The organism is Belnapia sp. F-4-1 (assembly GCF_000802185.1).
GTDB lineage: Bacteria > Pseudomonadota > Alphaproteobacteria > Acetobacterales > Acetobacteraceae > Belnapia.
Genome location: NZ_KN676113.1, coordinates 4,183,864 through 4,196,224 on the forward strand (window position 1 = coordinate 4,183,864; position 12,361 = coordinate 4,196,224).

Here is a 12,361-nt window from a genome sequence, read left to right on the forward strand (position 1 = left end):
CGGGAAAGCCCCGTGCGCAAGACAACGTTCAAGGGCACGGCGCTGCCGCTGCTGCTGCTCACGCCGCAGCTCGTCATCACCGCCATCTTCTTCCTCTGGCCGGCGGGGGCCGCCATCTGGCAGTCCCTGCTGCAGGAGGATCCTTGGGGCATGAGCTCCCAATTCGTCGGCCTCCGCAACTTCACCGAGGTCCTGGCCGAGCCCGAATGGCGCGGCGCCGCCTGGAACACGCTGATCTTCTCGACCTCGGTCGCCGTGCTCGCCATGGGCACCGCGCTCTTCCTCGCCGTCCAGGCCGACAAGTCGATCCGCGGCGCCAACATCTACCGCACCCTGCTGATCTGGCCGTATGCGGTGGCGCCCGCCGTCGCCGCCGTGCTCTGGCTCTTCCTCTTCCACCCCTCGATCGGCCTCGTCGGCCGCGCGCTGAACGAGGCCGGCATCGCCTGGGACTACAAGCTGAACGGCAACCAGGCGATGCTGCTGATCATCGTCGCCGCCGCCTGGAAGCAGGTGAGCTACAACTTCATTTTCTTCCTCGCCGGCCTGCAATCCATCCCCCGCGCCGTGCTCGAGGCGGCGGCGATCGACGGCGCGAAGCCGGTCCGCCGCTTCTGGACCATCATCCTGCCGCTGCTCTCGCCCACCGCCTTCTTCCTGCTGGTGGTCAACCTTGTCTACGCCTTCTTCGACACTTTCGGCGTCATCCATGCGCTGACCGGCGGCGGCCCCGGCAAGGCGACGGAGACGCTGATCTACAAGGTCTATGTCGAGGGCGTGCAGAACGTGAACCTCGGCAGCTCCTCCGCCCAGTCGGTGATCCTGATGGTCCTCGTCATCGCGCTCACCGCCGTGCAATTCCGCTTCATCGAGCGCAAGGTCCACTATTGATGAAGCGCTGGTTGTCGTCCCTTGGGCCGCATCTCTGGCTGCTGCTCGGCGTGCTGGTCTTCGCGACGCCCATCTACATCACCCTGATCGGCTCGACCCACGACGCCAGCACGATCGGCCGCGGCGACGTCCCCCTGCTGCCCGGCAGCCACGCGGTCGAGAACTACACCGCCGCCTGGGTCAGCGGCGGCTCCGGCCGCTTCGCCGTCTCGCCCGCCTCGCGGATGCTGCTGAACAGCACCATCATGGCGCTCTGCATCGCGGTCGGTAAGATCGTCATCTCCCTGCTCTCCGCCTATGCGGTCGTCTTCTTCCGCTTCCCCGGCCGGATGATCGCCTTCTGGACCATCTTCATGACGCTGATGCTCCCCGTCGAGGTGCGCATCATCCCGACCTACCAGGTCATCGTCAGCATGGACTTGTTCAACTCCATGGCCGGCCTGACCATCCCGCTGATCGCCTCGGCGACCGCGACGCTGCTCTTCCGCCAGTTCTTCCTCACCATCCCCGACGAATATGTCGAGGCGGCGAAGATGGACGGCGCCGGCCCGATGCGCTTCTTCCGCGACATCCTGCTGCCCCTCTCGGTGACGAACATCGCCGCCCTCTTCGTCATCCTCTTCATCTATGGCTGGAACCAGTATCTCTGGCCGCTGCTGGTGGTGAACGACCGCAGCCTCGAGACCATCGTCGTCGGCATGGCCAAGATGATCGGCACCGGCGAGGCGCAGAACGAGTGGAACGTCATCATGGCCATGGCGGTGCTCTCCCTGCTGCCGCCCGTCGCCGTCGTCATTTTCATGCAACGCTGGTTCCTGAAGGGCCTGACGGAGACCGAGAAGTAATGGCCAGCCTCGAGGTCACCGGACTGACGAAGTCCTTCGGCCCCACCCATGTCCTGCACGGCATCGACCTCGCCGTCGAGGATGGCGAGATGATCGTCATCGTCGGCGCCTCGGGCTGCGGCAAGTCCACCCTGCTGCGGATCGTCGCCGGCCTCGAGACCGCGACCTCGGGCAGCATCCGCATCGCCGGCCGCGAGGTCGCCGCACTCGAGCCCGCCGAGCGCGACATCGCCATGGTCTTCCAGAACTACGCGCTCTACCCGCACATGACGGTCGAGCAGAACATGGCCTATGGCCTCAGGATCCGCGGCCTGCCGAAGGCGGAGATCGCCCGCCGCGTCGCCGAGGCCGCCGGGCTGCTGGGCATCGAGGCATTGCTGGCGCGCCGCCCCCGCCAGCTCTCCGGCGGCCAGCGCCAGCGCGTCGCCATGGGCCGCGCCATCGTCCGCGAGCCGAAGCTCTTCCTCTTCGACGAGCCGCTCTCCAACCTCGACGCCAAGCTCCGCGTGCAGATGCGCGCCGAGATCCGCCGCTTGCAACGCCGCCTCGGCGTCACCTCGCTCTTCGTCACCCACGACCAGACCGAGGCGATGACCCTCGGCGACCGCCTCGTCGTCATGCATGCCGGCCATGCCGCGCAGATCGCGACGCCGATGGAGATCTGGGCCCGCCCCGCCGACACCTATGTCGCCGGCTTCATCGGCAGCCCGGCGATGAACTTCCTCGCCGGGACCCTCACCGAAGGCGGCCACGCCGTCGCCCTCAAGGCCGGCCCCACCCTCCGCTTCGCCGACGGCCCGCGCACGGGCGGGGAGGGGAGGCCGCTCACCATCGGCATCCGCCCCGAGCATATGGACCTCGCGGAAGGCGGCATCCCCATGCCGCTCGACCTGGTGGAACCCCTCGGCTCCGAGACCGTGCTGCACGGCCGCCTGCCGAGCGGCGAGGCGCTGGTGGTGAAGCTCGCCGGCCCCGCGCCGGACGCGCCGAGCCTCCCCGTCGCCTTCCCCGCATCCGCCCTGCACGTCTTCGATGGCGAGACCGGCAAGCGGCTTGACCCCTAGCCCCCGGGGGCCAAGATGCTCGGCAAGGGCAACGAAGCCCACCGGGAGACTTCCATGCATCGCCGCCGCCTGCTCGCCGCCGCCGCCATCCTGCCCGCCGCTTCCGTGCGCGCTCAGCCCGCCTGGCCCAACCAGCCGATCCGTCTGATCGTCCCCTTCGCCGCCGGCGGCCCGACCGACATCCCCGCCCGCCTCTTCGCCGAGGAGGTGTCGAAGCTCCTACCGCAGCGCGTCGTCGTCGAGAACCGCACCGGCGCCGGCGTCGTCGTCGGCACGGAGGCCGTGGCCACGGCACCGAAGGACGGCCACACCCTGCTCTACAGCACCATCGCCCATTCCGTGCTGCGCCCGCTCTTCCCGCGTCTCGCCTTCGACCCGGTCGCCGATTTCCAGCCCGTCGCGCTGCTCGGCGTCATCCCGATGATCCTGCTGGTCAACAACGACCTCCCCGCGAAGACCATGCAGGAGGCCGTCGCGCTGTTCCGCAACAAGCCGGGCGAATACGACTACGGCAGCAGCGGCGTCGGCGGCGCCGTCCACCTGGCGACGGAACTTCTGCTGAAGCGCGCCGGCGATCTCAAGGTCAACCACATCCCCTATCGCGGCTCGGCGGCGGGCATGCCCGACCTGCTCTCCGGGCGGCTTGCGATGTTCATGGATGTCGCCGCTGGCGGCCTCACCTTTGCGAAGCGCGGCGATGCGCGCGCCATCGGCATCTCCTCCGCCGAGCGCCTGCCCCAGGCGCCCGACATCCCGACCTTCGCCGAGGGCGGCGTCGCCAATGCCGAGAGCTACACTTGGCACATGGTTTTCGCCCCCGCCGGCACCCCGGCGCCGGTCGTCGAGCAGATCAACGCCGCCTTCAACAAGGCCGCCGCGCAGGCAAGCGTGCAGCAGCGCCTCACCGATCTCACCATGCTCGTCCGCCACGACAGCACGCCCGAAACCTCCAAGCGCTGGCTGACCGACGAGATCACCAAGTGGGAGGCGATCATCCGGGATGCCGGGATCAAGGTGGAGTAGCCCCCATCACCGGCCGTAGCGGCGCCACCGCCGCCTCGGCGGGCGCCACCGTCACCAGCTTGCCACCCTGCCATTGCGCCAGCAGTGGCCGCGCCCGCAGGTTCTGCCCCTTCTCGTCGAAGCGCGCCCCCCAGCCATTCGGCGTGCTGCCTTCCGCCACATCCGTCGCCAGCAGTGCGGCACGCAGCCTGTCGCGCTCCAGCCCCGCTGCCCGCTGCATGGCATCCAGCACCAGCCGCGCTCCGACGTAATTCGCCAGCGAATGGCCTGAGCGCGGGTCGCTGCCGTAACGCCGCTTGTAGAGTTCGACGAAGCCCTGCATGCCGGGCGCAGCCGTCTCGTTCACCGCGATCTGCGGGAAGTCGACATCCAGCGTGCCGTCGAATTCCGGCCCGACCGAACGGGCCGTATCGGTCAAGCTGTAGCCGGCCCCGGCGCCGATCACCATGCGCGGCCGCCAGCTTGCCTCCTTCATGCCGCGATAGAACAGCACGATGTCATTCTGGTAGCCGGTATGCAGCACCACATCGGCGCCGACCGCGCGCAGCCTTTGCAGCAGCGACGAGAGGTCGACGCTTCGCACCGCATAGCCGATCCGTTCCACCAGGTTCAGCCCGCGCGCCTTGAGCTGCGCCTCCTGCGCCCCGCTCACCGCCTGGCCGTAGAGGCCCTCCTCATGCAGGATGGCGATGCGCAGCACCTCGGCCGGCGTGGACCAGGCCGTCGCCAGCATCTCCGGGATGACGGCGACCGAGTCGCGGGCGAAGTCGCTGGCCCGCGGGCAGAGGCGGAACAACATGCGGAAGCCGCGCTCGGTGATCGGGTCGGCGATGGCGCCGAGCTCGAAAAAAGGAAAGCCCTGCAACTCCGCAGCCTGGCTGGCCGCGAAGCCGAGCGGCGAGGCATAGGTGCCGAAGGCGGCGGCCACCCTTTCCGTCCCCTGCAGGCGCCGCAACTCGGCGACCGCTTGGTCCGCTCCGGCCGCATCGCCCTTCACCAGCCGGATCGGTCGCGCGAGAAGGCCGCCTACCGCGTTGCGCTCCTCCGCGGCCAGCTCCAGCCCGCGGAAGCTCTCGTCACCGAGCAGCGCCAGGCTGCCGGTGAAGGGAAACAAGGCGCCGAACCTCAGCTCACCGGCCGGCGCCGTGCCCTGCGCCCTGGCCATTCGCGGCGCCGCCAGGGCGGCGACCCCGCCGAGTAGCGGGCGACGGGCAATCCTCGACATCGGCATCCTCCCGCGACGGATGCGCGGCGGCGGATTCATCGCATGCCCACCCATCCTGGCAAGGCCCCCCGGCTTGACGCGATGCGCCCTCGCGCGGAACCTCCCCGCAACTCCGGGAGAGATCGTCCATGGCACCGCTGCCCTCATCGATGACCGTCATCACCCATGGCGATGGCGGCCCGCCCGAGGTGTTGATCCCCTCGACGGCACCGGTGCCGCAGCCAAAGGCGGATGAGGTGCTGATCCGCGTCCTGGCGACGGGCGTGAACCGCCCAGACGTCGCCCAGCGCAAGGGCGAATACCCGCCACCCCCCGGTGCAAGCCCCTTGATCGGCCTTGAGACCGCCGGCGAGGTGGTCGCAGCGGGCGCCGAGGTCACCGCCTGGACGCCGGGCAACCGGGTTTGCGCCCTGACCAATGGCGGCGCCTATGCCGAGTACTGCGTCGCCCCGGCGAGCCAGTGCCTGCCCTGGCCCAAGGGGTTCGACGCCATCCATGCCGCTGCCCTGCCGGAAACCTTCTTCACCGTCTGGGCCAACCTCTTCGGCCATGGCCGCCTCGCCGCCGGCGAGACGGTGCTGATCCATGGCGGCACCAGCGGCATCGGCGTCACCGCCATTCAGCTCGCCAAGGCGTTCGGCGCCACGGTGATCGCAACGGCCGGCAGCGCCGACAAGTGCAAGGCCTGCCTGGAGCTTGGCGCCGATCACGCGGTCGACTACCGCGCCCAGGATTTCGTCGAGGAGGTGAAGCGCACGACCGGCGGCAAGCTGGCCAATGTCGTGCTCGACATGGTGGGCGCCGACTACTTCAACCGCAACCTGCGCTGCCTGGCTATGGATGGCCGCCTCGTCATCATCGCCTTCCTCGGCGGCTTCGAGGTGGCGAAGGCCGACCTCCGCCCGGTGATGACCCGGCGCCTCACCGTCACCGGCAGCACCATGCGCCCGCGCACCACGGCGCAGAAGGCGGAGATCGCGGAGGCGCTGCGCGAGAAGGTCTGGCCGCTGCTCGATGCCGGCCGCGTCGCGCCCTCCATCCACAAGGTCTTCCCGCTGGCCGAGGCCGCGGCTGCGCATGCGCTGATGGAAAGCAGCGCGCATATCGGCAAGATCATGCTGAAGGTCGCCGACTGATTGCTGCCCGCGAAACCGCTTCGCGGGGCCTCGGAACACGCTTCACTCCCTAGGCCACGCGCCGCCTGCCACGGCATGATCGTGGCAGGACACCGGGCAGGACCGATTCTTGACAGGCGCTCCGAACACCCCGCCGCGGGCGACGACGCTCGAAGGCTACCGGTACCTGGCCGTCTCGGTGGTGCTGTTCGGCGGCGTCTGGCCCGTCACCAAGGACGCGCTGGCGCATGCGACGCCGCTTTGGTTCGCCTTCAACCGCTGCGCCATGGCGGCCGCAGTCACCCTGCTGCTGCTGGCGGGGATGCGGCGGCTGCGCTGGCCGGCGCGGGGCGACATTGCCTGCATCTTGGCGATCGGCCTGCTCCAGCTCGGCGGCTTCTTCGCGCTGACCCATACGGCCTTGGCCTTCATTCCGGCCGGGCGGATGGCGATCCTCACCAATGTCACCGTCTTCTGGCTGATCCCGCTCTCCTGGTGGGTGCTGGGTGAGCGGGTCTCGTCGCCGCAGTGGCTGGCGGCGGCGATCGGCCTGCTCGGCGTCGGCGTCCTGATGCAGCCCTGGACGATGACCGGTGGCGGCGCGACGCTCGACGCGCTGCCGGGCTACCTGATGCTGCTCGGCTCCAGCCTGTTCTGGAGCCTTGCCATCCTCGTCACCCGCCGCTTGCCGCCGCGCCTGCCGGTGATGGAGCTGCTGCCCTGGTGCTTCGCCATCGCCGCCCTCCTGCTGCTGCCGCTGGCCCTCTGGCGCGAGCCGGCGGGCGGCATCGGCCCACCCTCCTGGCCGCATGCCGCCTTCATCGGCGCCGTGGCCGCGCCCATCGGCACCTGGTCGACCATCGAGGCGGGACGGCGGCTGTCGGGCATCCGCGCCTCGGTCGGCTTCCTTGTCGTGCCGGCGCTCGGCGTAGTGATCTCGAACCTCTGGCTCGGCGAGGCGCTGGGATGGGATGTGCTGGCGGGGGGCGGGCTGATCGCCGCGAGCGTGGTCCTGGCCGCGAAGGGTTAGGGGAGGGAGAAAGGATGCGCCTCAACTTAGTCGAAGCCGGCGACGGCCCGCCCGTGATCCTGCTGCACGGGCTGTTCGGCTCTGCGCAGAATTGGGGGGCAGTGCAGCGGCATCTGGCGGCGCGGCATCGCGTCCTTGCCCTCGACCTCCGCAACCACGGCGCCTCCGGCCGCTCCCACGCCATGGACTATCCGGCCATGGCCGCCGATGTCGCCGAGACGATGCGGGCGATGGGGGCCGCGCCCGCCGCGGTCGTCGGCCACTCCATGGGCGGCAAGGTGGCGATGGCGCTCGCGCTCGCCGAGCCGGCGCTGGTGGCGCGGCTGGTCGTCGTCGATATCGCGCCCATCCCCTATCCGCCGGCGCTGCGCCCTTATGTCGCGGCGATGCAGGCCATCCCGCTCCGCTCCGGGCTGACGCGCCGCGACGCCGATGCGGCGCTGGCCGCTGCCGTTCCGGAGCCCGGCATCCGTGCCTTCCTCGTGCAGAACCTGCGGATGCAGGACGACCCGCCGCGCTGGCGCCTCGGCATTGATGAGATCGCTGCCGCCATGCCGGTGCTTGAGGACTTCCCCGATCTCGCTGGGCGCTACGAGGGGCCGGCCCTCGTCATCAATGGTGAACGGTCCAGCTACATCCAGCCCGACTCGCACCCGCGCTTCGAGGCCCTTTTCCCGGCCGCCCGCTTCGCCACCGTCCCGGGCGTCGGCCACTGGGTCCATGCCGAGAGCCCGTCGGGCTTCCTCGCCCTGATCGGCCCGTTCCTCGACTAGAGCTTGCTTTAGCAGCTTGTCGGATTCCCATCTGGCCTGAAATGGGCGAATCTGGCGGGCATGACAGGGTTCATTCCGTTCAGCCGCGAGCAGGCCTTTCTGCTGCCGCCGGATGCCAAGGACTGGTTGCCGGCGGACGACGTGGCGCACTTCGTAGTGGCGGCGGTGGACCGGGTGCCGCTCGGCGCCTTTGCGGTGCGGCCGATCCCGGGCGGCAAGGCGCAGTATCACCCGCGCCTGCTGCTGGCGCTGCTGATCTACTGCTATGCGAACGGCATCTTCTCCTCGCGGCGGATCGAGCGGGCGACCCACCGCGACATTGGGGTGCGCTACGTGGCGGCGAACCTGCACCCCGACCACGACACCATTGCCGCCTTCCGCCGGGCCAACCGCGCTGCCTTCGAGGCGGCCTTCCTGCAGGTGCTGCTGCTGGCGCGCGAGAGCGGCCTGCTGCGGCTCGGGACGGTTTCGATCGACGGCACCAAGCTCGACGCCAACGCCTCCAAGATCCGCTCGGTGCGGTATGACCGCGCCAAGGCGCTGCGCGTCAGGCTCGCTGCCGACATCACCGACCTGACCAACCGCGCCGAGGCGGCCGACGCTGAGGCCCAGCCCGACCCGCAGGCGCTGCCCGCTGAGATCGCCAGGCGCGAGGCGCTCAAGGCCAAGCTCGATGCCGCCTGCGCCCGGCTGGAGGCCGAGGCCCGTGCCGAAGCCGAGGCCGCCCGACCCGAGTATGACGCCAAGCGCGCCGCCTACGAGGCCAAGACGGGCCGGCGGGGCCGCCCGCCCAAGCCGCCCAAGGACGATCCGCCGCCCGAGCGGCAGTCCAACCTCACCGACCCCGACAGCGCGCTGATGCGCCGCTCCGACGCCCATGAGTACCGCCAGGCCTACAACGCCCAGGCTGTGGTCTGCGCCGAGGGCTCGCAGCTGATCCTCGCCACCGGCGTCGTCGCCACCTCGGCCGATGCGCCGAGCTTTGCCGCAACCATCCTCGGCATGGAGGGCGGCATCGGCCTGCCACAGACCGTCCTCGCCGACACCGGCTTCGCCTCAGGCGAGGCAGTTGCCGCCCTCGAGGCGCACGGGATCGAGCCGCTGGTCGCCATCGGCCGGACCCAGCCGCACCGCGCCTACGACTTCCGGCCGCCACCCCAGCCCAGGACGCCACGCCGCATCACCGAGCCCTGGCGCCTCGCCATGGTGGCCAAGCTCGAAACCCCTAATGCCAAAGCCCGCTACGCCCGTCGCAAGCAGACCGTCGAGCCCGTCTTCGGCACCATCAAGTCAGCCCTCGGCTTCACCCGCTTCCACCTCCGCGGCCTCGCCAAGGTCACCAGCGAGTGGACCCTCGTCGCCCTCGCCTACAACTGCCGCAGGCTCCACAACCTGCGGCTCGCAGCCTGATCGCGCCTCAACCCTCGGCCTGACACCAAGTGCAAATCCGACAGGCTGTTAGAGGAACCCGATGGAGATCCAGGGAATGGCGGCGATCACTGCCGTGCCGAGCAGCAGCGCCAGCATGTAGCCCCAGATCGCCCGCATCCCCTCATCCGGCCCGATGCGGCTGATGGCGCAGGCGGCATAGTAGCCGACGCCGAAGGGCGGGGCGAAGAGGCCGATCCCCATCGAGAGGATCACCACCATCGCATAGTGGACCTCATGCACACCCATGTCGCGCGCGATGGGAAAGAGCAGGGGTCCGAACAGCACGATGGCCGGAATTCCCTCCAGCACGCTGCCAAGCACAACGAAGGCCAGGATCGAGACGGCGAGGAACCCCGCCTGCCCGCCCGGCAGCGCCGCCATCACCGCGGCAAGCTGCCGCGAGAAGCCCGACTGCGTCAGCGCCCAGGCCATTGCCGTCGCCGCCCCGATGATGAGCAGGATCGCTCCCGACAGCGCCGCCGTATCCACCAGCATCGGCCTCAGCCGCGACCAATCGAGCTGACGGTAGAACAGCAACCCGACAATGAAGGCGTAGGCGATGCCGATGGTCGACACCTCGGTCGCCGTGGCGACGCCTTCGACGACCGCGGCGCGGATCAGGAAGGGCAGGGCCAGCGCCGGCAGCGCGAAGCCGAAGCTCCGCAGGATCTCACGCCCGCCCGGCTTGGCGGCGCCGGCAAGCGACTGCCCCCGATGCCGCCACCACACCACGCCGCAGAGCACCACCGCGAGCAGCGCCCCCGGCAGGAGCCCGCCGGTGAAGAGCGCGCCGATCGACACCCCCGTCACCGAGCCGATGGTGATGAGTACTAGCGAGGGCGGCACCGTCTCGGTCTGCGCCCCCGTTGCCGAGAGCAGTGCGACCAGCTCCCCCGGCTTCGCCCCACGTTCCCGCATCTCGGGAAACAGCACCGGCGCCACCGCCGCCATGTCGGCCGCCTTCGCGCCGGATATGCCGGAGACGAGGTACATCGCCCCGATCAGCACATAGGACAGCCCGCCCCGCACATGACCGAGCAGGTTGGCGAGGAAACGGATCATCGCGCGGGCCATGCCCGTCATCTCGATCAGGCTGCCGAGGAAGATGAAGAGTGGCACCGCGAGCAGGATGAGGTGCGACATCCCCTCATCCATCCGCCCCACCACCACCATGGTCGGCACCCGCGTCGTCAGCACCAGATAGCCGAAGGTCGCAAGCCCGAAGCAGAATGCGATCGGCACGCCGGCGAGTACCGTCGCCGCCACCAGCCCCACGAAGAAGATGACGAGATTGAGGTTGCCGAGCGGCCTGAACACTGGCCCGGCCCACCAGAACCCCGCCGCGACCAGTGCGACGACGCCCAGCGCCGCCGCCGCCCGCCCCCAGCCCGCAGCCCGCGGCAGGCGCACCAGCGCCACCAGCAACATCAGCAGAACGCCCACCGGTAGCGCCGAGGCCCGCCAGCTTCCCGGGATCTCCATCGCCGGCGTGGTGATGAAGCTCTCCTCCACCGCATAGTCGTAGGCCGGATGAAGCAGCAGCAGCAGGAAAAGGATCGGCGCCGCCACGGCCACCGCCTCGAGGAAGCCGCGCAGCCCCGCCGGCGCCATGGCGACGAGCGCCGTCATCCGCATATGCTCGGCCCTGCGGAAGGCGACCACCGCCCCCAGCATCGCCAGCCAGAGGAACAGCACCGAGGCCAGCTCGTCCGACCAGACGAGCGAGCTGTGGAATACGTAGCGCGCCACGATGCCGGCCAGCAGCAGCGCCGTCTCCACCGCGACGAGCGTCGCAGCCGCGAGCTCCAGCGCGCCGCCGAGCAGGCGCTCTACTCGCCCCTCGGGCCGCCGCTCCACCAGACCGATATCCGCCATGACTCAGGTCAGCTTGCCGAGGTCCTGTTCGAGGATGCCCCAGGCCTCCTCGCCATAGCGCTGCCGCCATTGGGTGTAGAAGCCCGCCTTCTTCAGCGCCTCGCGGAAAGGCGCGGGATCGACGGTGTTGAAAGTGAGGCCCTGCTTCGTCAGCTCCGCCTGCAGCCCGGCATTGAGCGCTTCGACATCGCCTCGCTCCGCCACCGCCGCGGCGTTCCAGTGCTTCGCCACTACGGCCTGCGCGTCGGCCGGCAGCGCCGCCCAGGCCCGGCGGTTGCCGAGCATCCAGAAGCCGTCCCACATGTGGTTGCTGAGGGCGCAGAATTTCTGCACCTCGTAGAGCTTTGCCGTCGAGATGATGGCGAGCGGGTTCTCCTGCCCATCCACCACCCTGGTCTGCAAGGCCGAGTAGACCTCGGCGAAGTTGATGCTCGTCGGCGCCGAGCCGAAGGCCTGGAAGAGCGAGGTCCAGAGCGGGCTTACCGGCACGCGGATCTTGAAGTTCCGCAGATCCTCCGGCCCGGTGATGGCCTTCGAGGAAGACGTGACCTGCCGAAATCCGTTGTCCCAGATTTTGTCCATGACGATCAGGCCGGCCTTGCCGATCTGCGCCCGCACATGGGCGCCGAGCGCCCCATCCATCGCCCTCCACACCGCGGCGTAGTTGGGGAAGGCGAAGCCGACGCCGTTGATCGAGGCGGCCGGCACCAGCGTCGAGAGGATCAGCCCCGAGAGGGTGAAGAATTCGATCGCGCCGCTGCGCACCTGGCTCAGCATGTCGGTATCCGAGCCGAGCTGGTTGTTCGGGAAGATCTGGATCTCGACCCTGCCGCCCGTTTCCCGTGCGATCGCCTCCGCCGCCTCCTTGGCGCGCTGGTTCATCGGATGGGTCAGCGGCAGGTTGTTGGCGTATTTGTAGCTGAACTCCGCCGCATGGGCGGGCTGCATCCGAATGGCGGGGGCGGCGAGCGCGCCCACGGCGAGCAAGGTGCGGCGATGCAGTCGGACCATCTGTTCCCTCCATTCCGGTCTTGGCCGGACTGTCCCGTTGCCCGCTCATAGGCCATGTCGCCCGGGCCGGGGAGGCGG

The 12,361-nt window shown here is 69.6% G+C and carries 11 protein-coding genes; 8 read left to right on the forward strand and 3 right to left on the reverse strand.

Annotated elements, in window-relative coordinates:
- Positions 1–12: 12 nt before the first annotated feature.
- Genes ugpA through LH62_RS19720 form a run of 4 tightly spaced genes read left to right on the forward strand, consistent with a single transcriptional unit; the run spans position 13 to position 3,823 of the window.
- On the forward strand, positions 13–891 hold the full coding sequence (gene ugpA, locus LH62_RS19705) for a sn-glycerol-3-phosphate ABC transporter permease UgpA (RefSeq protein WP_043363738.1): 879 nt from the start codon (positions 13–15) through the stop codon (positions 889–891).
- Complete coding sequence (gene ugpE / locus LH62_RS19710; RefSeq protein ID WP_043363739.1) at positions 891–1,736, forward strand: sn-glycerol-3-phosphate ABC transporter permease UgpE; 846 nt, start codon at positions 891–893, stop codon at positions 1,734–1,736. Before ugpA ends, ugpE begins: the two co-directional genes overlap by 1 nt.
- A complete protein-coding gene (gene ugpC, locus LH62_RS19715; protein ID WP_043363740.1) occupies positions 1,736–2,800 on the forward strand; it encodes a sn-glycerol-3-phosphate ABC transporter ATP-binding protein UgpC in 1,065 nt (354 codons plus the stop codon). The genes ugpE and ugpC overlap by 1 nt, the downstream gene beginning before the upstream one ends.
- 54 nt (positions 2,801–2,854) lie before the next feature.
- The gene (locus tag LH62_RS19720) at positions 2,855–3,823 is read left to right on the forward strand and encodes a tripartite tricarboxylate transporter substrate binding protein (RefSeq protein ID WP_043366221.1); all 969 of its coding nucleotides are present in this window, start codon (positions 2,855–2,857) and stop codon (positions 3,821–3,823) included.
- Here the strand turns inward: LH62_RS19720 and LH62_RS19725 are convergent.
- Entirely contained in the window at positions 3,810–5,048 is a 1,239-nt protein-coding gene (locus tag LH62_RS19725) for an ABC transporter substrate-binding protein (RefSeq protein ID WP_236552582.1), read from the reverse strand. The genes LH62_RS19720 and LH62_RS19725 overlap by 14 nt on opposite strands.
- 128 nt (positions 5,049–5,176) lie before the next feature.
- On the opposite strand from LH62_RS19725, the gene LH62_RS19730 reads away from it, so the two are divergent.
- From LH62_RS19730 to LH62_RS19745, 4 genes are all read left to right on the forward strand, one after another.
- Complete coding sequence (locus tag LH62_RS19730) at positions 5,177–6,184, forward strand: NAD(P)H-quinone oxidoreductase (RefSeq protein WP_052214724.1); 1,008 nt, start codon at positions 5,177–5,179, stop codon at positions 6,182–6,184.
- Positions 6,185–6,293: 109 nt separating this feature from the next.
- Positions 6,294–7,193: a DMT family transporter gene (locus LH62_RS19735; protein WP_052214725.1), complete on the forward strand. Its 900-nt coding sequence runs from the start codon at positions 6,294–6,296 to the stop codon at positions 7,191–7,193.
- A gap of 14 nt (positions 7,194–7,207) precedes the next feature.
- On the forward strand, positions 7,208–7,966 hold the full coding sequence (locus LH62_RS19740; RefSeq protein WP_043363743.1) for an alpha/beta fold hydrolase: 759 nt from the start codon (positions 7,208–7,210) through the stop codon (positions 7,964–7,966).
- 60 nt (positions 7,967–8,026) lie between these two features.
- On the forward strand, positions 8,027–9,376 hold the full coding sequence (locus LH62_RS19745) for an IS1182 family transposase (RefSeq protein WP_043359747.1): 1,350 nt from the start codon (positions 8,027–8,029) through the stop codon (positions 9,374–9,376).
- A 48-nt stretch (positions 9,377–9,424) separates the two neighbouring features.
- Here LH62_RS19745 and LH62_RS19750 read toward each other — a convergent pair whose 3' ends face one another.
- Entirely contained in the window at positions 9,425–11,272 is a 1,848-nt protein-coding gene (locus tag LH62_RS19750) for a TRAP transporter large permease subunit (RefSeq protein ID WP_043363744.1), read from the reverse strand.
- 3 nt (positions 11,273–11,275) lie between these two features.
- Positions 11,276–12,283 (reverse strand): TRAP transporter substrate-binding protein, encoded by a 1,008-nt coding sequence (locus LH62_RS19755; RefSeq protein WP_043363745.1) that lies wholly within the window; start codon positions 12,281–12,283, stop codon positions 11,276–11,278.
- Positions 12,284–12,361: the final 78 nt, after the last annotated feature.